The 25,432-nt window shown below is 60.0% G+C and carries 19 protein-coding genes and 1 riboswitch; of the genes, 14 read left to right on the forward strand and 5 right to left on the reverse strand.

Features of this window, described 5'->3' with window-relative positions:
- Window positions 1-25 precede the first annotated feature (25 nt).
- From J2X71_RS15650 to J2X71_RS15660, 3 genes are all read right to left on the reverse strand, one after another.
- Window positions 26-673: an isochorismatase family cysteine hydrolase gene (locus tag J2X71_RS15650; protein WP_113324460.1), complete on the reverse strand. Its 648-nt coding sequence runs from the start codon at window positions 671-673 to the stop codon at window positions 26-28.
- 18 nt (window positions 674-691) lie between these two features.
- Entirely contained in the window at window positions 692-1,237 is a 546-nt protein-coding gene (locus tag J2X71_RS15655; protein WP_310382944.1) for a hypothetical protein, read from the reverse strand.
- Between the two features lie 70 nt (window positions 1,238-1,307).
- Window positions 1,308-2,633: an epoxide hydrolase gene (locus tag J2X71_RS15660; protein WP_310382945.1), complete on the reverse strand. Its 1,326-nt coding sequence runs from the start codon at window positions 2,631-2,633 to the stop codon at window positions 1,308-1,310.
- A gap of 251 nt (window positions 2,634-2,884) precedes the next feature.
- Between J2X71_RS15660 and J2X71_RS15665 the strand changes: the two genes are divergently transcribed.
- From J2X71_RS15665 to pstB, 8 genes are all read left to right on the forward strand, one after another.
- A complete protein-coding gene (locus tag J2X71_RS15665) occupies window positions 2,885-5,734 on the forward strand; it encodes a winged helix-turn-helix domain-containing protein (RefSeq protein WP_310382946.1) in 2,850 nt (949 codons plus the stop codon).
- A 188-nt stretch (window positions 5,735-5,922) separates the two neighbouring features.
- Entirely contained in the window at window positions 5,923-6,540 is a 618-nt protein-coding gene (locus J2X71_RS15670; protein ID WP_310382947.1) for a LysE family transporter, read from the forward strand.
- A 2-nt stretch (window positions 6,541-6,542) separates the two neighbouring features.
- Window positions 6,543-6,887: a cupin domain-containing protein gene (locus tag J2X71_RS15675; RefSeq protein ID WP_310382948.1), complete on the forward strand. Its 345-nt coding sequence runs from the start codon at window positions 6,543-6,545 to the stop codon at window positions 6,885-6,887.
- Window positions 6,888-7,036: 149 nt separating this feature from the next.
- Window positions 7,037-9,163 carry a bifunctional diguanylate cyclase/phosphodiesterase gene (locus J2X71_RS15680; protein WP_310382949.1) on the forward strand — a complete coding sequence of 709 codons (2,127 nt, stop codon included), beginning with the start codon at window positions 7,037-7,039 and terminating at the stop codon, window positions 9,161-9,163.
- Between the two features lie 348 nt (window positions 9,164-9,511).
- Entirely contained in the window at window positions 9,512-10,534 is a 1,023-nt protein-coding gene (gene pstS / locus J2X71_RS15685; protein WP_310382950.1) for a phosphate ABC transporter substrate-binding protein PstS, read from the forward strand.
- An 88-nt stretch (window positions 10,535-10,622) separates the two neighbouring features.
- Entirely contained in the window at window positions 10,623-11,600 is a 978-nt protein-coding gene (pstC, locus tag J2X71_RS15690; RefSeq protein WP_310382951.1) for a phosphate ABC transporter permease subunit PstC, read from the forward strand.
- A gap of 2 nt (window positions 11,601-11,602) precedes the next feature.
- Window positions 11,603-12,460 carry a phosphate ABC transporter permease PstA gene (gene pstA, locus J2X71_RS15695; RefSeq protein ID WP_113324454.1) on the forward strand — a complete coding sequence of 286 codons (858 nt, stop codon included), beginning with the start codon at window positions 11,603-11,605 and terminating at the stop codon, window positions 12,458-12,460.
- A gap of 50 nt (window positions 12,461-12,510) precedes the next feature.
- Window positions 12,511-13,269 carry a phosphate ABC transporter ATP-binding protein PstB gene (gene pstB, locus J2X71_RS15700; RefSeq protein ID WP_310382952.1) on the forward strand — a complete coding sequence of 253 codons (759 nt, stop codon included), beginning with the start codon at window positions 12,511-12,513 and terminating at the stop codon, window positions 13,267-13,269.
- A gap of 85 nt (window positions 13,270-13,354) precedes the next feature.
- Here the strand turns inward: pstB and J2X71_RS15705 are convergent, their stop codons facing one another.
- Both J2X71_RS15705 and J2X71_RS15710 read right to left on the reverse strand, forming a co-directional pair.
- On the reverse strand, window positions 13,355-14,599 hold the full coding sequence (locus tag J2X71_RS15705; protein ID WP_310382953.1) for a cytochrome P450: 1,245 nt from the start codon (window positions 14,597-14,599) through the stop codon (window positions 13,355-13,357).
- Window positions 14,600-14,644: 45 nt separating this feature from the next.
- Entirely contained in the window at window positions 14,645-15,898 is a 1,254-nt protein-coding gene (locus J2X71_RS15710; protein WP_113324452.1) for a GGDEF domain-containing protein, read from the reverse strand.
- A 382-nt stretch (window positions 15,899-16,280) separates the two neighbouring features.
- Here J2X71_RS15710 and clpP point away from each other — a divergent pair, with 382 nt between their 5' ends.
- The 6 genes from clpP to J2X71_RS15740 all read left to right on the forward strand — a co-directional run bounded on the left by clpP (window position 16,281) and on the right by J2X71_RS15740 (window position 25,365).
- Window positions 16,281-16,910: an ATP-dependent Clp endopeptidase proteolytic subunit ClpP gene (gene clpP, locus J2X71_RS15715; protein WP_007819825.1), complete on the forward strand. Its 630-nt coding sequence runs from the start codon at window positions 16,281-16,283 to the stop codon at window positions 16,908-16,910.
- Between the two features lie 305 nt (window positions 16,911-17,215).
- Complete coding sequence (clpX, locus tag J2X71_RS15720; RefSeq protein WP_007819824.1) at window positions 17,216-18,493, forward strand: ATP-dependent Clp protease ATP-binding subunit ClpX; 1,278 nt, start codon at window positions 17,216-17,218, stop codon at window positions 18,491-18,493.
- Between the two features lie 402 nt (window positions 18,494-18,895).
- Window positions 18,896-21,316 carry an endopeptidase La gene (gene lon / locus J2X71_RS15725; protein WP_310382955.1) on the forward strand — a complete coding sequence of 807 codons (2,421 nt, stop codon included), beginning with the start codon at window positions 18,896-18,898 and terminating at the stop codon, window positions 21,314-21,316.
- Between the two features lie 207 nt (window positions 21,317-21,523).
- Window positions 21,524-21,799 (forward strand): DNA-binding protein HupB, encoded by a 276-nt coding sequence (gene hupB / locus J2X71_RS15730; protein WP_003558438.1) that lies wholly within the window; start codon window positions 21,524-21,526, stop codon window positions 21,797-21,799.
- A gap of 123 nt (window positions 21,800-21,922) precedes the next feature.
- Window positions 21,923-22,075, forward strand: a riboswitch (FMN riboswitch).
- A 92-nt stretch (window positions 22,076-22,167) separates the two neighbouring features.
- Entirely contained in the window at window positions 22,168-23,067 is a 900-nt protein-coding gene (locus tag J2X71_RS15735) for a DMT family transporter (RefSeq protein WP_310382956.1), read from the forward strand.
- A 96-nt stretch (window positions 23,068-23,163) separates the two neighbouring features.
- Window positions 23,164-25,365: an esterase-like activity of phytase family protein gene (locus tag J2X71_RS15740; protein WP_310382957.1), complete on the forward strand. Its 2,202-nt coding sequence runs from the start codon at window positions 23,164-23,166 to the stop codon at window positions 25,363-25,365.
- The last annotated feature ends 67 nt before the right edge of the window (window positions 25,366-25,432 follow it).

The following is a 25,432-nucleotide window of genomic DNA, read 5'->3' on the forward strand; positions in this document are numbered from 1 at the left end:
CTCCTTCAGCTCTCGATACGGCCGGTTACGCCGCCGGTGCCATGTTCTGCATGGCCGCCAGTGCTCCGAGGATTTGCTCGGTCGTCACGATGGCGCTGGCGTAGTTCGGCATGTTGATTTCCAGCGCCGCATGCATCATCTCGTCGGAATAGTCGGCGACCGCGTCCTTCACGACCGTCACGTCGTATCCAAGCTCGGCTGCGAAGCGGACCGTTGCCTCGATGCAGGTATGCGCGATCAGGCCGATGACGATCAGCCTGTGGATGCCCCGCCTTTTGAGCTGGTTGTCTAGGTCGGTGTTGGCAAAACCGCTGGAGCACCAATGCTCCGATGCCACGACCTCGCCCGCAGCAGGAACGAACTCCGCCTTGAATTCGCCGCCCCAGGTGCCGAACTCGAAGGTCTTACGCTTCCAGGCCAGCTTCTGAATAGGGGCGATATACTTCCAGTTCTCGTAGTCGCCTTCGCGAAAGCGGTGGTGCATCGCGAAGAAGACGGGGAGTTTGACCTGCCGTGCCGCCTTGAGGATCTGCTCCATGTGCGGGACGCAATTGTTGGCCTCGGCGACCGCTTGTATGCGCGGCCAGATCTTGCCTCCTTCGGAAATGAAGTCGTTATACGGGTCGACCACCAGAAGCCCGGTAATGCCGTGTTCGTAGGACAGTTCGGTCATCGCATCCTCCTTTGGCGCTCAGGCGGCTCTCGACGATGACTGGTTACGAAGCGCAAAGCGCTCGATGCTCGCTGCAAAGAGCGGCGTCTCACCCTTGTTATGGGCGATCGACATCGGCTGGCGCTGCGTGCGGAACACCTCGAAGGGGATGCCCTGCCGATCCAGGTTCGCCAACATTTCGTCGGTGGCGAAGGACTGGACGCGGTTGGTGAACTCGCAGCGGTCCTTGTCGATTGCCTTGACGCTCAATTCCCAGGTCACATGGATGGTCACGCGGCCGGTTGGCGTGAAGACGTCGGAGTCTGAATCGAGGATCAGATGATCCTTCTCTCCGAGCGTCTCGACATAGTGCTGGACCATCAGGCTGCCGCCGATCGTCTCGACGTTGATCGACATGCGCGTGCCGTCAGGCGTGGTCGTAAAGCCGGCGGCGATATGGGCTGGCGAGCAGGACTGATATTCCTTCTCCGGCAGTGTGAAGCACCAGTTGGGAATGTCGATCTTCTCGATCGGCGCATTGATGATGGCGGTGAAGCTGGAATCGACGATCTGATTGTCGCGCATTGTCTGTCTCCTTCTTCGATAAGGGGTTGAGATCGCTGTGTCGGGCGGCGCACACCGCGCCGCCCTGTTGTCAGATCGATTTGCGAAGCGGCTTGAACGCGGCGCGCAGATCTTCGGTCAGGAACATGGGCTGCTCCCAGGCTGCGAAGTGGCCACCCTTGGATGGGCGGTTGTAGAAGATGAGCTGCGGATAGGCCTTCTCGGCCCAGCTCTTCGGAGCCTGGTAAATCTCGTCGGGGAAGGCGCTGACCGCGACCGGTATCTCGATGCCGCGCGGATCGAAGAAACCGCCGGAGGGGAAGTGGGCGTTGTCCCAATAAAGCCGGCCGGAAGAGATTGCGGTGTTCGTCAGCCAGTAGAGCGTGACGTTGTCGAGGATATCGTCCTTCGAAAGCCCTTCCTGTTTTCCGTCGAAGACGCGGGCGATCATGTCATAGCTGCGGATGTCATGATCGAGCATCCAGGCGGCAAGGCCGATCGGGGAGTCGACGATGCCATAGAGCGTCTGCGGCCGGTTGTTCATCTCGATCGCATAACCGAGGCCGTTCTTGTAAAAACCGTCGAGCTGCTCATAGGCGCGCTTTTCATCGGCCGAGAGGCTGTCGGGTGCCGAGGCGCCTGACGACAGCAGCTTGGCAATATCGGCAGGCACGGTGGCCGCCATGTTGGTGTGGATGCCGAGAAGGCCGGCCGGTTGCTGCACCGCCATCAGCTCGGTGACAGCATTGCCCCAGTCACCGCCTTGGGCGACATACTTCGTGTAACCGAGACGCTGCATGAGCACCGCCCAGGCCTTGGCGATGCGCGGCGGGTTCCAGCCCGGCTCAGTCGGCTTGCCCGAGAAGCCGTAACCCGGCAGCGAGGGAATGACGACATGGAAGGCGTCTTCGGCGCTGCCGCCATGCGCTGTCGGATCGGTCAGTGGCCCGATGATCTTCAGCTGCTCGATGATCGATCCCGGCCAGCCATGGGTGATGATGATCGGCAGCGCATTCTCGTGCTTGGACTTCACATGGATGAAGTGGATGTCCAGCCCATCGATCTTCGTGATGAACTGCGGGTAGGAGTTGAGCTTCGCTTCGACCTTGCGCCAATCGTAGTTCTTGGCCCAGTGGTCGGCGAGCTTCTTGATGGTGGAGAGCTGAACGCCCTGCGAGTGGTCGCTCACCGTCTCGCGATCCGGCCAGCGTGTGGCGGCGACGCGGCGATGGAGGTCTTTGAGGGTTTCGTTCGGAAAATGAACGTGGAATGGCTTGATCGCCTCATCGGCCGTGGCAGCAAGCAGATGGGAAGGCAGAAGCGCGCCTGAACTTGCAACCGCCACGCCCAGGGAGGCGGCGGCGAGAAAACGGCGGCGGTCCTGGTCGATTGCATCAGCGACTTCGGTCTTGATCATGGCTTTCTCCTCGGGGATCAGGATGTTGCAGTTGCACGTTTGTGCTGACCGAAACCTACTGCCGTATGCCGAGAAGCGCCCGTTATGCGTTGTTAGCTGTTGTCAGGAGACGAAAGCGGAGCATGTTAACAACAGCCGACATTCGCGCATCGACTGTTTTTCTCCCGTTTCAATACCTTCGGGTAGTGGCACGGATCGAACTGCTGGACTAATGTCCGCCAGCGCACAGACGTCGGCCAGAGGGATGAGCCATGGCGATCGTAGCAGTCGGGGATATCAAGGGAATTCGCTTCGGACCGTTCAAGCTGGCGGTAGGCGAAAGGCTTCTAAGCAGGGAGGGTGTCCCTGTGGAACTGGGCGGACGTGCCCTCGACATTCTTGTAGCGCTCGTGACATCCCCAAATGAAATCGTCAGCAAGAAGGAGCTGATGGACAGGGTCTGGCCCGACGCCCTCGTCGAGGAAGGCAGCCTTCGCTTCCATATGGCCGGGCTACGCAAGGCCCTCGGCGATGGCCAGGACGGCGCGCGCTACATCACCACGATTGCGGGGAGGGGCTACTGCTTCGTCGCACCCACTGTCGCCGTGTTGCCCGATCATCGCGATAGCCCGCTCGTCGAGGACGTGTTTCCGCATGCGAACCTTCCTCCACGGCTCGCCCGAATGGTCGGCCGTGACGTCGATGTCATGAAGCTGGGCGCACAACTGACGGATTCCCGGCTCGTCACGATCGTCGGCCCGGGCGGAGTGGGAAAGACGACCGTCGCGATTGCTGCAGCCCATCAGGCCGCCGAGGTTTTTGCCGGACACGTGCTGTTCGTTGATCTCGGCGTGGTCGCCGATCCGAAACTTGCTGCGACGACGATCGCTGCCCTGCTCGGACTTCCGGTCCAGGCCGAAGACGCGACACCCGATGTGATGCGGTTTCTCAGGGACAAACGCCTTCTCCTGATCCTCGATACCTGTGAGCACCTGGTGGAAACGGTCGCCACCATTGCTTCGTCCATTCTGGACGCCGCACCACAGGTGCATATCATTGCGACGAGCCGTGAGGCGCTGCGCATCGACAGCGAGCGCATCTACAGGTTGGATGCTTTGGGATATCCACCGGAAGTCAATGAAGCGCCGTCCGCAGCCGTTCAGCAATATCCGGCAGCGCAGCTTTTCGTCGAACGTGCGATAGCCAGCGGTGCCCAACTCGACGGAAACGAGGCCGAAGCTGCAATTGTCTGCGACATATGCCGAAAGCTCGACGGGGTCGCCCTGGCCATCGAACTCGCCGCCAGACGCGTCGAGGCCTATGGTTTGGAGCAGACCGCAGCATTGCTCGATCAAAGGCTGACACACCTGTGGCAGGGTTTGCGGACAGCCCCGCCGCGCCAGCAAACGCTGCAGGCCACCCTCGACTGGAGCTATGGGCTTCTGTCCGAAACCGAACGTGCGGTGCTGCGCAGGCTCGCGGTGTTCGTGGGAAATTTTCCACTCGATGCTGCTTTGGAGGTAGTGACGAACGACACGCTCGATCGTGCTTCGGTTTTTGCGGCTATCGACAATCTAGTGGAAAAGTCGATGGTGGCCGCCCGCCCGATCGGTGCCATGATGCGTTACCGGCTTCTCGACACCACGCGCGCCTACGTGATCGAACTCGGCAGGAACGACGAGTGGCAGGAACTGGCGAGGCGGCACGCAGCCTATTGCCGCCTTTGGTTCGAACAGAACGGCAGCGAGTGGACATCGCTCTCGACCCCCTTGGAGCGAGCGCCGCACTTCAATGCAGTTGATAACGTTCGCAGCGCACTTGAATGGTGTTTTGGAGAGAACGGCGACACATCGCTCGGGGTCGGCCTTGTCGCCTCCGTTGCTCCTGTCTTCCGTGCAATGGGCTTGCTGCCGGAGTGCCAACGATGGACGGAGCGCGCACTCCAGTCGCTGGACGATGCCACCCGTGGCACGAGCGAGGAGATGCAGCTCCAGGCGGCATTCGGAGTATCGATGATGTTCATGCGAGGCCACAACGAGATGTCGGCTGCCGCGCTGAACAGGAGTCTGGAGATAGCCGAAGCGCGCGGCGACGACCTCAATGCCGCAAGACTGCTGGGACCGATCCACTTCTTCCATCTGCGCAGCGGCGAGTTCAGGCTATGCGTGGAATACGCCGAGCGCTGCACCGAGATCGCCGATCGAATAGGCGATCCTGCGGCGACCACGCTATCCAGGGCTCTTCTCGGCCTCTCTTACTGTCTGGTCGGGCGCCTCGCTGAAGCACATGCGACGCTGAAACCCGTTGTCGAGCCCGCTCTTTCGCCAGCCAGCAAGCAGATGCATTACGGCTTCGATCACTACACCTGGGCCAGGATAGGCTGGTCGACAAATCTCTGGCTGGAAGGCCATACCGACCGGGCTCGCGCGGTGATCCGCCAATGCTTCAAGGATGCGGAGACGATGCGCCATCCCGTATCCTTCGCGATCTCGCTGAGTTCGATCGCGACGCTTCTGTGGATCGGCGATTTCGACGTGGCGGAGGAACACTTGGTTTCCTTCATCGCCCGCGCGGAGACCCAGGCTTTCGGCCCTTATCTCTCCATGGGGCATGCTTACAAGGCCGAGATCGCGATACGGCGGGGTGACTTCGAAGCCGGCGTTATGGCGCTGCGTAAACAGCTGGAGGATCTTCACGCCACACGCTTCGAACTCTTCACGGTGCGGTTCCACTTCGTTCTCATCATGGGCCTTCTGGCCGGCGGGCGATCTGCCGAAGCATGGGAACTCGCAGAGGAAACCGAGCAGCTGATCGAGGAAAAGGGCTACTATTCCTACCTTCCGGAGCTTCTGCGGCTGAGGGGCTGCATTCTTTTGGCTGCACCAGGACTGAGCCACATGGATGCAGAGACCTGTTTTACGTTGTCATTGGACGTGAGCCGCAGGCAAGGCGCTGGCGCCTGGGAAATCCGGGCGGCAACTGATCTGGCGAGGCTCTGGACGGAGCATGGGCGGACCGAGGAAGCCGATGGGCTGCTTCGACCCGTTTATGAGCGGCTGACGGAGGGGAGGGACACGCCCGCTCTTCGTGCGGCCGCGCAGGCGCTCGCGCAAGTCGGTTGAGAGGCGCGGAGCGCGCTGTAATTGCAGCGATCTTTTATTGGTGGTGACGGATTTGGCGTGAAGGCGGCCAAGCTGTTCATGCGCGGATATTGCCGGACATGGTGGCTGTTATCATCCCTAAAATCGTTTGATTTCAATGAGAAGTCTGTCAAAGCTATGTGACGGACTACACCTGAGGAAAAGCCTTCATGTTTTTGCTTTCCGTCGCCGCCATCTGGGCGGTGGCCGCCATCACGCCAGGTCCGAACTTCCTCATCGTCGTCCGGACGGCGCTGGAGGGTTCGCGAAGCGCGGCAGTGGCCGTCATCGCTGGCGTCATCCTAGGCACCTTCTGCTGGGGGCTCGCCGGCTGGCTCGGCATCAGCGCACTCTTTGCGGCCGCACCTTTCGCCTATCTGTTCCTGAAGGTCGCCGGCGGGCTCTATCTCTGCTTCCTCGGTGCAAAGCTCGTCTGGAGCACCTGGCGCAAGGCGGGCAGTGGAGAGCCGCAAGCCGTGCGGGCAGGGATCGGCCCGAAGCAGGCTTTCTATTCGGGGCTCGCAACCAATCTCGCCAATCCGAAATCGGCCTTCTTCGTCGCCTCGCTCTTTGCGGCGACGCTGCCGGCCGAGCATAGCTGGATGCAGGGTGCTGCTGCCGTCGCCACGATGGTTCTGGTCTCCTCGCTCTGGTACTCGTTCGTGCTGACAGTATTGCGCAACCCTGCCGTTGCAGGCGTCTATGCGCGCGGCCGTAGAACACTTGACGCCGCGGCCGGCGTCATCTTCATGGGCTTCGGCCTGAAACTTCTGACCTCAGCGCGATAACCATGGCAAACATGATCTCCTTCGATATCGACAGCGTCGAACCGGAAGTCGGCGCTCCCGCCGCCGAGCGCATCATTTCCGGCAATCCGCAATTCCGCACCTGGAACCTGGAGGAGGCCGAGGGCGGCCTCTATTCCGGCATCTGGGAGGCAACGCCTGGCAAGTGGCGGATCGTCTATGAGGAGTGGGAATATTTCAGCCTGCTCTCCGGCCATTCGATCGTGACCGAGGATGGCGGTGAGCCGGTTCATCTGAAGGCGGGCGACCGGATGATCCTCAGGCCAGGCTTTAAAGGAACCTGGGAAGTCGTTGAAACGACTCGCAAGGATTATGTGATCAAGGTCTAAAAAGCTGCCCGGATGGATGGCTTTTGATCATTCTCATTAATAGTGTCTACATCATCAAATGATAGATCTTATCTGCAGCGCATTGCGGACATGATGTCTCCTGCCGTCACCATAGACATGGCCTTGCAATTCATCTTTTCGGGATTGGCATGTCGTCGAATCTTGCAGGTAGGCACGTTCGAACCCAAACGTCTTCCATCATTGCGACAACCATCTTCTTCCTCGTCGTCGCTCTCGTGCTGACGGGCCTCATGGCCCATGTCGTCGCCACGATGAACCGGTCTGCAAACAAGATCGATGATGCCAGGGCCACGCGCGCTGCCCGTGCAGCGATCTCGGCCTTTGCCAATCGTTTGAGCGCGACAACCACGGACAACGCCGTATGGGATGATGCCTATAAAGCGATCTCATCTCCTGACGCCACGGATTGGGCCTATGAGAACTGGGGCAAGACCACAGCGGATTATCCGCTCTATGACGGCGCGGTCGTGATCGGCCCCGACCGCTCTTCGGTCATCTCCGCATACGCCAAAGGCAAGCCCTTCCAGCCTAGTGCTTCTTTCGGCGAAGCTTTTTACCAGCAGATCGACAAAGCTGCTGAATCCGGACAGGCGCCGGTGGTCAATTTCATCCGGACCGAAACGGGCATCGCGCTGATCGTGTCACAGGCAATCCAGCCTTTCACCGCAGAAGGCGAGCTTCCGAAGCTGAGTGTCCTGAGCCTCTACAAGGATCTCACGTCGGAGGTTCTCGACACTTTTTCGGACGAGCATGAACTCGAAGGGTTGCGCCTTGCCGCCGCGCCCGAGTCGGGCCTGCTGAACACGCCGATCACGGACATAGGAGGTGGCGTCATCGGCCATCTTGTCTGGCCCAGCAAAGCGCCCGGAACCGCCGTGTTTCACGAAGTCTATCCTTACGTCGCGGCCGCTGTCATCATCCTTGCGATGTTCCTGGGTGGTGTTCTGCTGGTGGGTGCAGCAGAGGCGCGCCGCCTACGCCAATTGGCGCAAGCGGCGATTTTCGAAGCGAACCACGATAGCCTGAGCGGCCTGTTGAACAGGCACGGGCTTCTCGCACTGCTGGAAGAGCTGGAAGATACCGATGTTGCGCCACCCCGGCTCTATCTGGTCGATCTCGATGGATTCAAGGCTGTCAACGACGCCTGGGGGCATGCGGTAGGGGATGACCTGATCCGGATCGTCTCGAACGCCCTGATCGCCTGTCACCCTGAAGTCGTTGCGGCCGCCCGGCTGGGAGGCGACGAGTTTGCGCTGGTGCAGATTGGAACCGCCGCGCGTGGGGAGATAGAAGAGACTATTCTGGCGCTGTTCACCGAGCCCTTCAAAATCGAAGGGCGAACAATCGAAGTTGGCGCAAGCATCGGAGCTGCCGCACGTGACGGAGACGTACCGCCTTTGGAGCTTCTCCGCAGGGCGGATATGGCGCTCTATCGTGCCAAGGCAAACGGCAGAGGCCGGGCGATCGAATACGACCCGGAGCTGGATCTGGAACGCCAGAGGGTCGCCGAAATGGAAGCTTTGTTGAAGAGCGCCATTAGCAATGGTGCGATCGAAGCCTTTTTCCAGCCTCTCGTCTCTGCTGCGACAGGTGCTGTTACTGGTCTTGAAGCGCTAGCGCGTTGGCGAGTTCCAACAGGGAACATAAGCCCTGAGATTTTCATCCCGCTCGCCGAAAGGTGCGGCCTCATCGATGCGCTCGGCGCTCATATGCTGAAAACATCGATCGGGCATGCCAAGAACTGGCCTGGCCTGTCATTGTCGGTGAACGTTTCGCCGGTCCAACTCTGCAATCCGGAATTCGCCGCCGAAGTGATCTCGCTTCTGCAGGAGCTCGATTTCGATCCGAAGCGTTTGACATTGGAGATCACGGAAGGCGTCCTGATGACAAATCCGGAACAGGCCCGCAGGTCGATAGATCACCTCAAACAGGTCGGTATAAAATTCGCGCTTGATGACTTTGGCTGCGGCTATGCAAGCATCGGCGCATTGCGGCAGTTCGGGTTTGATCGCATGAAGATCGACCGTTCGCTCGTATCCGCTCTCGACCAAGCCTCGAATGGCGCCGATGTTCTGAGAGCCACCATCTCCCTGGCGACCGCTCTGCAGATTCCCGTGACAGCTGAAGGTATCGAGAATACGCGCCAGGCGGCGATCCTGCGTGAGGCCGGCTGCGACCAGCTGCAGGGCTATCTGATCGGAAAACCTATGTCGGCACTCGAGATATCCAGCAAGCTTCAAGAGCTTGCCGCATAGATTGCGGCAGCACACTCGGGTGGTCGTCCGGTCCTCGGAGCATTTTGGCGTCTGAAAACGACATTTTCACGCATTGCTGCGGCAATCGACCGCAGCCCTGCGGCAATAGGGCTGCACCTCATTTACGAAGGCTTTGTCAGCGCGCGATTCACTAGGAAAGTCAGTGACTTCAGCGACTTATGCACAGCGTTGCATTTCATGTCACCCGTCACAAACTGTCATCAAACTGTAATAATAGACGCCTAGCCGCCTTCCCGTGACGAGGAAATTCAGCGCCCCTGACAGTGGACACCCCCTCCATGGCGCCGAGCCTCGTCGTCCTTTCGTTCCATCAGGGAAGAGTCGCAAATGCTCACCAAGAAACTTCTTTCGGCCTGCCTCGGCGCCGGCCTGGTTGCCGCTCTGGCAGTCTCGGCCTCCGCTGCCGATATTACCGGCGCTGGTTCGACCTTCGTCTATCCGGTTCTTTCGAAGTGGTCGGCAGACTACAACAAGGAAACCGGCGACAAGCTGAACTACCAGTCGATCGGTTCGGGCGGCGGTATCGCCCAGATCAAGGCTGCAACGGTTGACTTCGGCGCTTCCGACGCCCCGCTCAAGCCGGAAGATCTGACGGCTGGCGGCTTTGGCCAGTTCCCGCTCGTTGTCGGCGGCATCGTTCCCGTCATCAACGTCAAGGGCATCAAATCAGGCGAACTGAAGCTCTCCGGCAAGGTCCTCGCTGATATTTACCTCGGCAACGTCACCAAGTGGAACGACAAGGCCATCGCCGATCTGAACCCGGGCCTGAAGTTGCCCGACAGCCAGATTGCCGTTGTTCACCGTTCGGACGGCTCGGGCACGTCCTTCAACTGGACCAACTTCTTCTCCAAGGTAAACCCGGACTGGAAGTCGAAGGTTGGTGAAGGCACTGCCGTCAACTGGCCGGTCGGCATCGGCGGCAAGGGTAACGAAGGCGTTGCTGCTTACGTTACCCGCGTCAAGGACTCGATCGGTTACGTCGAATACGCCTACGCCCTGCAGAACAAGCTGCCCTACGTTCTCATCCAGAACGCTGCCGGCCTGTATCCGAAGCCGAACGCTGAAAGCTTCTCGGCTGCAGCTGCAAGTGCAGAGTGGGGCAAGGCTCAGGACTTCTACCTGATCATGACCAACGCACCGGGTGAAAAGGCTTGGCCGATCACGGCAACCACCTGGGCCATCATGTACAAGGAACCGAAGGACGCTGAACGCTCCAAGGCTGCTTTCTCCTTCTTCAAGTGGGCTCTCGAAAAGGGTCAGAAGGAGGCTTCCTCGCTCGATTACGTTCCGCTTCCGGACACGCTCGTGAAGCAGATCGAAGATTACTGGACGGCCTCTTTCAAGAGCTGATCCTGACGAAACTGCGGTCGGGGCGGAAAGCCAAGCTTTCCGCCCCGAATGCCTTTGACACCCCCTCAAAGCAGCAGAGCGTACGGATATGAGCGAAGCACTGGCGTCGCTGCCCGCCGACACCGCGGGCGTGAAGCGCCGCGACGGCGCCGCAGGCGATCGGATTTTTTATTGGATAGTTTTGGGCTGCGGCCTGTTTGTTCTCGCCGCTCTGCTGGCAGCGGCGATCTCCATGGCCATGGGCGGGCTTCTTGCCTTCCGCACCTTCGGCTTCGGCTTCCTGACCGGCACCGAATGGGATCCGGTTGCTCAGCAATTCGCCGGTCTCGTGCCGATCTACGGCACGCTGGTCACCTCGGCACTCGCCATGATCATCGGCGTTCCCGTTAGCCTCGGCATCGCGGTTTTCATCACCGAGGTTGCGCCGCGCTCCATCCGCGGGCCGATCGGCGACGCCGTCGAGCTTCTCGCCGGCATCCCCTCGATCATTTACGGCATGTGGGGTCTTTTCACCTTTGCTCCGTTCATGTCGGATTACATCCAGCCGGTGCTCATCGACTGGCTGGGTCCGATCCCGCTGATCGGTGCGCTGTTTTCGGGTGCCCCGCTCGGCATCGGCATGCTGACATCAGGCATCGTGCTGGCGATCATGATCATCCCCTTCATCTCGTCGGTCATGCGTGACGTCTTCCTGGTCGTCCCCGCGCAGCTGAAGGAATCGGCCTATGCGCTTGGTTCGACAAAGTGGGAAGTGGTGCGCGACATCGTCATCCCGCACACCCGCACGGCCGTTGTCGGTGGCATCTTCCTTGGTCTCGGCCGCGCGCTCGGCGAGACCATGGCGGTTACCTTCGTTCTCGGCAACACCCATAACATAGCGGTGTCGCTGATGGAGCCCGGCACCTCGATTGCCGCGACGCTCGCCAATGAGTTTGCCGAGGCTTCGGACGACCTCTACCGGTCGTCGCTGGCAGCCCTTGGCCTCATCCTCTTCGTTGTCACCTTCATCGTTCTGGCGGCCGCCAAGCTCATGCTGGTGCGTATGGCAAAGCAGAGGGGGGAATAATCATGGCTACCTATTCGGGTTCCCTTTACCGCCGCCGCCAGATCGGCAGCGCAATCGCGCTGACACTTTGTGGCATCGCCACCGTGCTCGGCCTGGTCTTTCTGGTGTGGATACTCTGGACGACGCTGGTCCACGGTCTGTCTGCGCTGAGCCCCAGCCTTCTCACGGAAATGACGCCGCCGCCCGGCGAAGACGGCGGCGGTCTCGCCAACGCGTTCATGGGCAGCCTGCTGATGGTCGTTCTCGCCGTTATCATCGGTACACCGATCGGCGTGCTCGCCGGCACCTACCTGTCGGAGTTCGCCCGCGGCAAGAAGCTCGGCGAGGCCATCCGCTTCGTCAATGATATCCTGCTCTCTGCGCCGTCGATCATCATCGGTTTGTTCGTCTATGAAGTGGTCGTCCGCCCGACCTCACGCTTCTCAGGCTTTGCCGGCGGCATCGCTCTCGCCTTCATCTTCCTGCCGGTCGTGGTGCGCACGACCGACGAAATGCTGCGGCTGGTTCCCGATGTCATGCGTGAGGCAGCCCTTTCGCTCGGCATCCCGCGCTGGAAGGTCACGGTCAACGTCCTCTACCGCGCCGCCTCGACCGGTATCCTGACCGGTATCCTTCTCGCAATCGCCCGCATTTCCGGCGAAACCGCGCCGCTCCTCTTCACGGCTCTGAACAACCAGTACTGGAGCCTGGATATGTCGCAGCCGATGGCGAACATTCCCGTCGTCATCTTCCAGTTCGCCATGAGCCCCTATGAGCAATGGCAGAATCTTGCATGGGCCGGTGCCTTCGTGATGACGGCCGTCGTTCTAATCCTGAGCGTCGTATCGCGCTCCGTCCTGAACCGAAAAGGTGGGAAATGATGCTTCAGTCTGCAGACACTATCGATACTACCAGCAAGCTGGGAAAGCTGATGGCGAGAGACAAGATCTCCCTCGAGAAAGTCAATTTCTACTACGGCGACGCCCACGCGATCAAGGATGTGAGCCTGAGCTTCCCGGAGCGCCAGGTCTCGGCCCTGATCGGTCCCTCCGGCTGCGGCAAGTCCACCCTGCTGCGCATCCTGAACCGCATCTACATGCTGTATCCGAAGATGCGGGCTACCGGCTCGATCAAGCTCGACGGCAAGAACATCCTCGACCCGAGCTTCTCGATGAATGAACTGCGCGCCCGCGTCGGCATGGTGTTCCAGAAGCCGGTGCCGTTCCCGATGTCGATCTATGACAACATCGCCTATGGCATTCGCCACCACGAGCGCCTCAACAAGGCCGATATGGACGTGCGCGTCGAGCAGGCGCTGCGTCAGGCCGCTCTCTGGGATGAGGTGAAGGACAAGCTGAAGGGCAGCGGCCTCGGCCTTTCGGGCGGCCAGCAGCAGCGTCTTTGCATCGCCCGCGGCGTGGCGCTGCGTCCGGAGGTGCTGCTTCTCGACGAGCCGACCTCGGCCCTCGACCCGATCTCGACTGCCAAGGTCGAAGAGCTGGTCGCGCAGTTGAAGGGCGAGTTCACGATCGTCATCGTCACTCACAACATGCAGCAGGCAAGCCGCATCTCTGACAACACAGCCTTCATGTATCTGGGCGAATTGATCGAATACGGCCCGACCGCGCAGATCTTCCAGTCTCCGAAGGTCAAGCGTACGGAAGACTACATCACCGGCCGTTACGGCTGATGCGATATTTCCTCGCGGAACAGAAACGGCCGGCACGCGATGAGCTTGCCGGCCGCTTTCGTTTCCGAGTGTCGGATATGAAGGCTTACCAGACGAGATCCAGGCGATCGAGCCCGTGGAAGTGGTAGACGTCCTTGACGACGGGCGTCTTGGCAAGTTTGAGCCCCGGCAGGCGCTTGAACAGTATCGGCAGCACGACGTTGAGCTCCAGCCGCGCCAGCGGCGCGCCGATGCAGAAATGGATGCCGGCGCCGAATGAGAGATTGGGTGCCTCGTTGCGGTCGGGCTTGAAGGTGAGGGGATCGCTGAATTTCGCTGGATCGAGATTGGCGGCGGCCAGGATCATGCTCACCTTGTCGCCGCGCTTGAACGCGATGCCGTCGATCTCGGCGGGCTCGAGCGCCCAGCGCTGGAAGATGTGGACAGGCGCGCAGATGCGCAGCGACTCCTCGACGGTGCGTTCGGTGGCGGTTTCGTCGCGGAAAAGCTCAGCCGGATCGTAGCCGCTATCCAGGATGATGCGCACCGAATTGCCGATCTGGTGGACCGTCGCTTCATGGCCGGCATTGAGCAGCACGATGGTCGTCGAAACCAGCTCGTCTTCCGTCAGGTACTGGCCCTTGTGCTCGGTATGAATCATATGCGTCAGCAGGTCGTCACGCGGTTCGGCCCGGCGCTCGGCAATGACCGTCTTCACATAATCGGAAAATTCCCGTGCCGCCTGCTCCGCAGCATCTTCGTCCGCGCGGGTGCGCCCGAACATGTACATGCGCACATAGGCATGTGACCACTTGAGGAGCTGCGGCCCCATTTCTTCGGGAATACCGATCATGCCGGCGATCATCGTCACCGGGATGATATCGGCAAAGGCCGAAAGCAGCTCGACTTCGCCCTTGTCGGCAAAGCCGTCGATTAGCTTGTTCGCGAGCTCTTCCAGCTCCGGTTTCATCCTCTCGACATGGCGCGAGACGAAGGCGCGGTTGACGAGGGTGCGCAGCCGCGTGTGTTCCGGCGGCTCCAGCTCCAGCAGCGAATAGCGCTCGGCGAGATCGAAGGCGGCGATATGCGGCTCGGGCTCGGGAAGGCCGAGTTCCTCGCGGCTGGCAATATGCAGGATCTGCCGGCCGAACCGGCGGTCGCGCAGCAGCCCGTTCACATGATCGTAGTTGGTGACGAACCATTGCTTCTGCTGTTCCCAGTAGAAGGTGGGACAATGGGCATGGAGCGCGGCATAGACCGCGTTCGGGTTGCCGTAGAAGGCCGGGTCGCTGCCATCGAGCGACACATGGCGTGTGGCGGGATTGATCTTGAGGAAGGGCGGTATCATCATGGGCAGAGGCTTAGCGGATTTGCCTTGCCTCGAAAAGATGGACACTCAGCCTGCGCGGGAAAGTACACCCATGCGGCGCAATGCTTCCACTTGATCGTCGACGGTCGGCACGAGTTCGCCGGCATGAGAGTTCGGCTCGCCAGGCGCGGGTGCCGCCGCTTCTTCCTCGCCGAAGACGACCGTGCAGTTGCGGCCGGCAGCTTTTGCCGAATAGAGCGCCCGGTCGGCGGCCGACACCAGCCGGTCGATATTGGCTTCGATCGCCGAGGAAAGCGCGATGCCGACGCTGACGGTGGCGGGGATCAGTGCCTCGCCCGTGCTGACCGGCAGGCGGCAGAATTCGGCGCGGATCGATTCCGCCAACGCTTCGGCTTCCGTCTGGTCGCGGACGGTCACGAAGGCCGCGAATTCTTCGCCGCCCATGCGGCCGAAGATATTGTTCGGGATATACTGACGAGCAAGGCGGGCGAAGGCGGTGAGGACGGCATCGCCCGATTGATGGCCGAAACGGTCGTTGACGCGCTTGAAATGGTCGAGGTCAAAGAGGATGACACCGACCTGGTGCTGCTCGTCATGTGCCTTTTCCTGGATCTTGTCGAAATAGCCGAGCAGGCCGCGGCGGTTCAGCACGCCCGTCAGCGAATCCGTCAGCGTCAGGAAGCGCAGGTGACGTTCCGACCGTTCCATGATGAGGCGGCAGGTGAGCGCGAAGGCGATGGTGAGCAGGAAGGCGCTGGCCATGGCGGCCCCGCCGCTGAAATTCGTCGCCTGCTTATCCGAGGGCAGGATAAGCGCCATTGCCAGCGCCACGCCGAAGCAGAGGAAGGCCTGCAGCACGAAGACGGCCATCAGCATGATGCGCGTGCGTTCGCGATGGATATCGCCGGCGGCTATCGCCATGGCAAGCGCAGTGGCGCCGGTCGCCGAGGCGAGATTGTAGAGAATGACGCGGTTGGAATAATCCTCGTTGATCCACGGCAGGAAGACGCCTGCAAGCCAGATTACTGGCGGCAGCAGCGCCCACCATTCCATCTTCTTGCGGTCGAGCGCCAGGAAGCCGGCGACCCAGGCACTTTGTCCGAGCAGGGCGATGGCATTGCCGATCTCGATGGAAAGCAGGTCGGGGATTTCGCCGCGGACCGCAACCAGCGCAAAGCCGATGCCGCTGAACAGGAAGCCGAGCCCCCAATAAAGGTAGGCGCCGCTTTTCCGGTCGTGGCGCCAGGCCACGAACAGAACCAGAGCCAGCGTAAGGGCTTCGGAACACCAGATGGACAGACCTGTAGTGACATTGAACACGGCAGCAACCCCTTGAGAATTGGCCGCATCCTTGCCGAAGAAGCTCGCTGTTTGATTAATGGCACAGATCTGCGCTCGGCAATTTCGTCGATATCTGTCGGTAAGCTTTCCGCCCGGTAAATACCCGTGAGATCCATCGGGCGCGGTAAGCCTTCCTTCATCCTGTCGCAGAGAAAAACTGTGAGAGCCAAAGGTCTGGCCTCGCCGTTAACAGGCGTTTGGGAGAAACGGGATAGGGAAATGTCAAAGCCATATGTCGCGCCCGCTTCTTAACGTTATCCTTATGCGTGTCTTGAAGAGGGGGGCTGGGACACTCTATGTAGGGACAAGGCATTTTTCTTTGATTCCCGGCTTTCGCCGGAAAGACGTTAAAAGGACGCACATGAGAAACCCAGTCGATACCGCTATGGCACTCGTGCCGATGGTTGTGGAACAGACCAATCGCGGTGAACGCTCCTACGACATCTATTCCCGCCTGCTCAAGGAACGCATCATCTTCCTGACGGGCCCTGTCGAGGACCATATGGCGACACTCGTCTGCGCCCAGCTTCTCTTCCTCGAGGCCGAAAACCCGAAGAAGGAAATCGCGCTCTACATCAATTCGCCGGGTGGTGTCGTCACTGCCGGCATGGCGATCTACGATACGATGCAGTTCATCAAGCCGGCCGTTTCGACGCTTTGCATCGGTCAGGCCGCTTCCATGGGCTCGCTGCTTCTGGCCGCCGGTCACAAGGACATGCGCTTCGCCACGCCGAATTCACGCATCATGGTCCATCAGCCTTCGGGCGGTTTCCAGGGTCAGGCATCGGACATCGAGCGCCACGCCCGCGACATCCTGAAGATGAAGCGCCGCCTCAACGAGGTCTATGTGAAGCACACGGGCCGTACCTATGAGGAAGTCGAAAAGACCCTTGACCGCGACCATTTCATGGATGCGGACGAGGCCCAGACCTGGGGCGTCATCGACAAGGTTCTGACCTCGCGCATCGAAATGGAAGGCGATCAGGCCTAGTAATTAATAGGGATGGTGTTTTCGCCGCCACAGTTCTATCCCATTTGTGATTGAACAAGGGGTTTCATCTGGCGGCGGAGACGCTAATAGTAACTATTAATGCTATGTTGAATTTTTGTGACATAGCATTCGGCATTCGAAGGGGAATTCGTTGCCGCCGGTACCCGGACATGATTGATTGGGCCCGGTTCGTACCCCCTGAAGCCCTTGTCGGCAGGAACTCCGGGTAGGGAGTGCTGCCAGGGAGCTGATTGAGTGGACCGTGATTTCGCGTTCGAAATGCGGCGTGCTGGAAGGAAAGTGATATGAGCAAGGTCAGCGGCAGCAACGGCGGCGACAGTAAGAACACCCTCTATTGTTCTTTCTGCGGAAAGAGCCAGCATGAAGTCCGGAAGCTTATTGCCGGACCGACCGTGTTCATCTGCGATGAATGCGTCGAGTTGTGCATGGACATCATCCGCGAGGAGAACAAGTCCTCGATGGTCAAGTCCCGTGACGGCGTCCCGACGCCCCAGGACATCATCAAGGTCCTCGACGAATATGTCATCGGCCAGCGTCAGGCGAAGAAGATCCTGTCGGTCGCCGTTCACAACCACTACAAGCGTCTCGCGCACGCCTCCAAGAACGGCGACGTCGAATTGGCGAAGTCGAACATCATGCTGGTTGGCCCGACCGGCTGCGGCAAGACCTATCTTGCCCAGACGCTCGCCCGCATCATCGACGTTCCCTTCACGATGGCCGATGCGACCACGTTGACGGAAGCCGGCTATGTCGGTGAAGACGTCGAAAACATCATTCTGAAGCTTCTGCAGGCTGCGGATTACAATGTCGAGCGCGCCCAGCGCGGCATCGTCTACATCGACGAAGTCGACAAGATCTCCCGCAAGTCCGACAACCCGTCCATCACCCGTGACGTATCGGGCGAGGGCGTGCAGCAGGCGCTTCTGAAGATCATGGAAGGCACGGTTGCTTCCGTACCGCCGCAGGGCGGCCGCAAGCATCCGCAGCAGGAATTCCTGCAGGTCGACACGACGAACATCCTGTTCATCTGCGGCGGCGCCTTTGCTGGCCTCGACAAGATCATTTCGGCTCGCGGCGAGAAGACCTCGATCGGCTTCGGCGCGACCGTTAAGGCACAGGACGACCGCCGCGTCGGCGAAGTGCTGCGCGAACTGGAGCCGGAAGACCTGGTCAAATTCGGCCTCATCCCGGAATTCATCGGTCGTCTGCCGGTTCTGGCGACGCTGGAAGACCTTGATGAGGATGCACTGATCCAGATCCTGTCCGAGCCGAAAAACGCGCTGATCAAGCAGTATCAGCGCCTGTTCGAGATGGAAGACGTGGAACTGTCCTTCCACGAGGACGCGCTGCGCGAAATCGCCCGCAAGGCGATCATCCGCAAGACCGGCGCCCGCGGCCTGCGTTCGATCATGGAAAAGATCCTGCTCGACACGATGTTCGAACTGCCGGCGCTGGAAGGCGTTCGCGAAGTCGTCATCTCCGAAGAGGTCGCACGCGGCTCGGCCCGTCCGTTGTATATCTACGCCGACCGCCAGGACGAGAAGGCAAACGTTTCGGCCTGAAGCTTGAGCTGAGAACCGTTATTTTAAGGGGCTTGCCTTGCGCAGGCCCCTTTCTATTTGAAAACAGGTGCCCGGCGCTGATAATAGTTGCGGGCAAGGTTGAAAACAGCCTTCGCCGATATTGCGCAAAGGATGACCCTTGGCAATGATGCTGTGATTCCGTAGCGTGTTGCTGGCGTTGTTATTTTAGGCGGTTCGGAAATGGTAAGCGTCGCTCCAGATAGGCGCTTCATTGTGTTGGCGTTCCATGTAATAAAGCTGTCACAACCGTGGAACGCGGGCGTTAACGTGGCTTGAAAAGCGTAGTCAGAACCTCCACTTGTAACAGCAAGTGAGAGTGCCGGCCGGTCCCAAGCGGCCGCGCCAAAGAGCCCGGTAACGGGACGATGGAAAGGAATAAAAATGACGAAGAAAACGTCTGTAGCGAGCACCAGCACCGCCTATCCTGTTCTCCCCCTGCGCGACATCGTGGTATTCCCCCATATGATCGTCCCGCTGTTCGTCGGACGGGAAAAGTCGATCCGCGCGCTCGAAGAGGTCATGGGTTCCGACAAGCAGATCATGCTGGTCACCCAGATTAACGCCAGCGATGATGATCCGGACCCGTCAGCGATCCATCGCGTCGGTACAGTTGCGAACGTGCTGCAGCTCCTGAAGCTGCCTGACGGCACCGTAAAGGTTCTGGTCGAAGGCCGTGCCCGCGCCGAGATCGATACCTATACGAGCCGCGAGGATTTCTACGAAGCCCTCGGCCATGTGCTCGAAGAGCCGCATGACGATCCGGTCGAACTGGAAGCCTTGTCGCGTTCCGTTGTGTCGGAATTCGAGAGCTACGTGAAGCTCAACAAGAAGATTTCGCCCGAGGTTGTCGGTGCGGCCAGCCAGATCGACGACTATTCGAAGCTCGCCGATACGGTTGCTTCGCACCTGTCGATCAAGATCACCGAGAAGCAGGAGATGCTGGAAACCACCAGCGTCAAGGCTCGCCTCGAAAAGGCGCTTGGCTTCATGGAAGGCGAGATCTCGGTCCTGCAGGTCGAAAAGCGCATCCGCTCGCGCGTCAAGCGCCAGATGGAGAAGACCCAGCGCGAATACTACCTGAATGAGCAGATGAAGGCGATCCAGAAGGAACTCGGCGACGGCGAGGAAGGCCGCGACGAGATGAGCGAACTGGAAGAGCGCATCGCCAAGACCAAACTGTCCAAGGAAGCCCGTGAAAAGGCCGATGCGGAGCTGAAGAAGCTGCGCCAGATGAGCCCGATGTCGGCTGAAGCCACTGTCGTGCGCAACTATCTGGACTGGCTGCTCGGTATTCCCTGGGGCAAGAAGTCGAAGATCAAGGCCGATCTCAACAATGCCGAGAAGATCCTTGAAGCCGATCACTTCGGTCTCGAGAAGGTCAAGGAGCGCATCGTCGAGTATCTGGCGGTCCAGGCTCGCGCCACCAAGATCAAGGGTCCCATCCTTTGCCTCGTCGGCCCTCCGGGCGTAGGCAAGACCTCGCTCGCCCAGTCGATTGCCAAGGCAACCGGCCGCGAATATGTCCGCATGGCTCTCGGCGGCGTCCGTGACGAAGCCGAAATTCGCGGCCACCGCCGCACCTATATCGGTTCGATGCCCGGCAAGGTTATCCAGTCGATGAAGAAGGCGAAGAAGTCCAACCCGCTCTTCTTGCTCGATGAGATCGACAAGCTCGGCCAGGACTATCGCGGCGATCCGTCTTCGGCTTTGCTCGAGGTACTCGATCCGGCTCAGAACTCGACCTTCATGGACCACTACCTGGAAGTCGAATACGACCTGTCGGACGTGATGTTCATCACGACGGCGAATACGCTGAACATCCCGGCTCCGCTGATGGACCGCATGGAAATCATCCGTATCGCCGGCTACACCGAAGACGAAAAGCGCGAGATCGCCAAGCGGCACCTGCTGCCGAAGGCCATCAAGGAACATGCGCTGCAGCCGAGCGAATTCTCGGTCAGCGACGATGCCCTGATGGCAATCAGCCAGCAGTATACCCGCGAAGCCGGTGTCCGTAACTTCGAACGCGAATTGATGAAGCTCGCCCGCAAGGCGGTCACCGAGATCATCAAGGGCAAGGCGAAGTCGGTTCATGTCACGGCAGCGAATATCGACGATTATCTTGGCGTTCCGCGCTTCCGCCACGGCGAAGCCGAGCGTGAGGATCAGGTCGGCGTGGTCACGGGTCTTGCCTGGACGGAAGTCGGCGGCGAGCTGCTGACGATCGAAGGTGTCATGATGCCCGGCAAGGGCCGCATGACCGTCACCGGCAACCTGAAGGAAGTGATGAAGGAATCGATCTCGGCAGCGGCGTCTTACGTCCGCTCGCGCGCCGTCGATTTCGGCATCCAGCCGCCGCTCTTCGACAAGAGCGACATCCACGTACACGTGCCGGAAGGCGCAACGCCGAAGGATGGTCCGTCTGCCGGTGTCGCGATGGCAACCGCGATCGTCTCGATCATGACCGGCATTCCGGTCAACAAGGATGTGGCAATGACGGGTGAAATCACCCTGCGTGGCCGTGTCCTGCCGATCGGTGGCCTGAAGGAAAAGCTGCTCGCGGCACTGCGCGGCGGCATCAAGAAGGTGCTGATTCCGGAAGAGAATGCCAAGGATCTGGCAGAGATTCCTGACAACGTGAAGAACAACATGGAGATCATTCCGGTCTCCCGTATGGGCGAAGTGATCAAGCATGCGCTGGTCCGTCGTCCCGAGCCGATCGAGTGGGATGGTACGGTGGAAACGCCCGTCATCGCGACTGTCGAAGGGCTCGATGATGCAGGTGCAGCCATCGCTCATTGAGCTTTGGCGGCCACATTTATGCCCAATTGTTGCAAATCCTGAAAAAGGCCGGCGGAAACGCCGGCCTTTTTTGTGAAAACGTCATGTAGACGCTTGCTTTTCCTTGATTTGCAGGGTTTTTGGGTTCTCGGCGGGCCTGATGAAAGCGATTTCTGCGCCTAGCTTACAGATTGAGTTGTTTCAAACCATTTAGAAAGGGGTGGAAACATGAACAAGAATGAACTCGTGTCCGCAGTAGCCGAAAAGGCTGGACTGACGAAGTCTGACGCAGCATCTGCCGTAGACGCAGTTTTTGATGTTGTGCAGGCCGAGCTGAAGAACAAGGGCGACATCCGTCTCGCTGGCTTCGGCAGCTTCACGGTTTCTCATCGCGCTGCCACGAAGGGTCGCAACCCGTCGACCGGCGCCGAAGTTGACATTCCGGCACGCAACGTGCCGAAGTTCACGCCCGGCAAGGGCCTGAAGGACGCCGTCAACGGCTGATACGAGATTGTCCGCCGGCCGTAAACGAGAACGGTCGCGCAGGATTTCGAGGGGGGTTCGGCATCGCCGGACCCCTTTTTGTTTTTGATCGCTTGCGGCATGCAGCGCTTTGTCTTACGACGGCGATGTTCTCAGGGCGGGGTGAAAGTCCCCACCGGCGGTAAGGGCTACGGCCTGAGCCCGCGAGCGCCTTCCGAAGCCTTGGTTTGGGAAGGGTCAGCAGATCCGGTGTGATTCCGGAGCCGACGGTTAGAGTCCGGATGAAAGAGAATGAGCATGGCCGCGCGCGGGCAGGGATCTGTCTGCGTCTGCGTTCTGTAACCTCATGCGTCCTGATTTATGTTTGGTCCCTATTCCGGATGGAAGACATGAATCAGAATTCCCTTGCAGTTTCGCACTCCCGCGCCTTCGCCGGTGCAGCCTTCATGGTGCTTGGAGGCGTCGTCTTCTCGCTCCTCAATGTCGTCACCCAATGGCTCACGATGACGCTTGCCTTCCCGGCGGCCTCCGCAGCCTTCTGGCAATATGGCTTCGCTTTTCTTTTCTCGTTGCCCTTCCTGCGCAAGGTCGGCCTTTCTGCCATGCGCACGGATTATCCCTGGCGGCATATCGTGCGTGTCGTCCTTGCTGCGCTCGGCGTCGAGGCCTGGGTCTCCGGCCTCGCCTCCGTGCCGATCTGGCAGGCGATCGCACTCGTCATGACCTCGCCCTTTTTCATCATTCTCGGCGCACGCCTTTTCCTCGGCGAGCGTGTTGGCCCCGCTCGCTGGATGGCGACAGGTGTCGGCTTTATCGGCGCCATGATCATCCTCCAGCCATGGTCGGACAGCTTCACCTGGGCAGCACTTCTGCCTGTTATCTCGGCTTTGCTTTGGGGCGCCTCCTCGCTCATCACCAAGAGCCTGACCGGCATTGAGAAGCCGGAGACGATCACCGTGTGGCTTCTGGTGCTGCTGACGCCGATCAATGGCGGCCTGGCGCTCGCGGCAGGCTTTGTGGTGCCGACGGGCGCCGCACTTGCTCTCTTCCTTCTGGCAGGCCTCCTGACGGTCGTGGCGCAATATCTGCTGACGCTCGCCTATGCCAGCGCCGACGCTGCCTATGTGCAGCCTTTCGACGACCTGAAGCTGCCGCTGAACGTGCTCGCCGGCTGGCTTTTCTTCGGCTATGCGCCGGCTGGTTATCTGTGGCTCGGCGCTGCGCTCATCCTCGCCGCGTCGCTCTTCATCATGCGCAGCGAGATGCGTCGCGAACGGCAGGCGGCCTGACGCAAACCGTACAAAATGTCGCAGGCTGTCATGTGTCTGTCATGGCAGTCCCGCAAAAAACCTCTGTTCGATTTTTTCGACATTGGGGGATTTTCAATGACATTGTCTTCGCGCAAGGCAGCGCTCGCTGCCATGCTTTTTGCATCCGTTGCCTTCCCGGCAGCGGCTGAGCCGGTTTTCAACCGCATCGCCTCTTTCCCGGTCGCGACCAACCTGCCGGCTGACAAGGACAAGCTTTCGGCCACTTCGGCCGAAATCATTACCGCTTCGCAGGATGGCAACACGCTGATCTACAGCGACAGCCCGCTCGGCGCGATCGGCTTCATCGACATCACCGATGCTAAGGCACCCAAGGCCGGCGGCGCGCTGATGATGGACGGTGAACCGACCTCGGTCACGACTGCAGCCGGCAAGGCGCTCGTCGCCGTCAACACCGGCGAAAGCAAGCAGAAGCCGTCAGGCCGTCTGGCGATCGTCGATATCGCCGGTAAGAAGATCGATGCCACCTGCGATCTCGGCGGCCAGCCTGATTCGATCGCCCTCAGCAAGGATAGGACGCTCGGCACTATCGCGATCGAAAACGAGCGCGACGAAGATGTCAACGACGGCAAGATCCCGCAGATGCCGGCAGGCGACCTCGTCGTCTTCCAGGTCAAGACCGACGGTACCGTCGATTGTGGCACAATCAAGCACGTTGCCCTGGCCGGTCTCGCCGGCGTTGCCCCGGAGGATCCGGAGCCGGAATTCGTTGCCTTCAACAGCCAGAACGAAATCGCCCTGACCCTGCAGGAAAACAACGAGATCATCATCCTCGACGGCACGACCGGCACAGTGAAGACGCACTTCTCTGCCGGCACCGTTGATCTCACCGGCATCGACACCAAACGTGACGGCGCCCTGAAATTTACCGGCGAGAAGAAGGGCATCCATCGCGAGCCCGACGCCGTAAAGTGGCTGGACGACAACCGTCTCGTCGTCGCCAACGAAGGCGATTATGAAGGCGGTTCGCGCGGCTTCACCATCTTCGACAAGACCGGCAAGGTCCTCTTCGAATCCGGCAGCTCCTTCGAGCGTGCCGTCGCCGCTATCGGCCACTATCCGGAAAGCCGCTCCTCGTCGAAGGGCGTCGAGCCGGAAGGTCTCGAAGCGGCCAAGTTCGGCACTGACAACCTGTTCTTCCTGCTCGCCGAGCGCGCTTCCGTCGTCGGCGTCTACAAGGACACGGGCGCCGATCCGGAACTGCTGCAGATCCTGCCGTCGGGTATTTCTCCGGAAGGCGCGATCGCCATTCCGCAGCGTAACCTGCTTGCGACCGCCAATGAACTCGACCTCGGCAAAGACGGCGGTGCGCGTTCGCACGTGATGATCTACGAGCGCGGCGAAGGCGAGAAGGCCTATCCGCACATTGTCTCCGCCGAGAAGGACGGCAATCCGATCGGCTTTGCAGCCCTTTCGGGGCTCGCCGCCGTTCCGGGGAAGCCGGGCATGCTCTACGCCGTCAGCGACAGCGTCCTAGGCTCGCAGCCGACGATCTACACGATCGACGCCACCAAGAAGCCGGCCGTCATCACCGATGCGCTGGTCGTCAAGCGTGACGGCGCTCCGGCCCAGAAGCTCGATATCGAAGGCATCGCTGTTGCCGCCGACGGCTCCTTCTGGCTGGCTTCGGAAGGCTATACCGAGCGCCTGGTTCCGCATGCGCTCTACAATGTTACCGCCAAGGGCGACATCAAGACCGAGATCGCTCTGCCGAAGGAGTTGCTCGCCAACGAAATCCGCTACGGCTTCGAAGGTGTCACGATCATCGGCACCGGCGACGACGCAACGCTGTGGATGGCCGTTCAGCGCGAGTGGAACGATGACGAGAAGGGCTTTGTGAAGCTCCTCTCCTACAACCCGAAGAAGAAGGAATGGGGCGGCGTGCGCTACCCGCTCGACAAGACCGAGAGCGGCTGGGTCGGCCTCTCCGAAATCACCGCCCAGGGCGACAGCGTCTACATCATCGAGCGCGACAACCTCGTCGGCGATGCGGCCAAGCTGAAGAAGCTCTATAAGGTCGCAATCTCCGACCTGAAGCCCGGCAAGCTCGGGGCCGAACTGCCGGTCGTCAAGAAGACGGAAGCCCATGATTTCATCGGTGACCTGAAGTCGGCCACCAATGGCTATGTTCTCGACAAGCTGGAAGGTTTTGCCTTCGACGCATCAGGCAAGGCCTATGCTGTGACCGACAATGACGGTGTGAGCGACTCCTCGGGCGAAACCCTGTTCTTCCCGGTCAACCTGACCGCTACGAACTGAGTTCGCATTCCCGCGAAATGGAAAGGCCGGGTTTTGCCCGGCCTTTTTCTTTGGCTCAATCACACTG

The organism is Rhizobium sp. 1399 (assembly GCF_031455475.1).
In the GTDB taxonomy this organism is placed as follows: Bacteria; Pseudomonadota; Alphaproteobacteria; order Rhizobiales; family Rhizobiaceae; genus Rhizobium.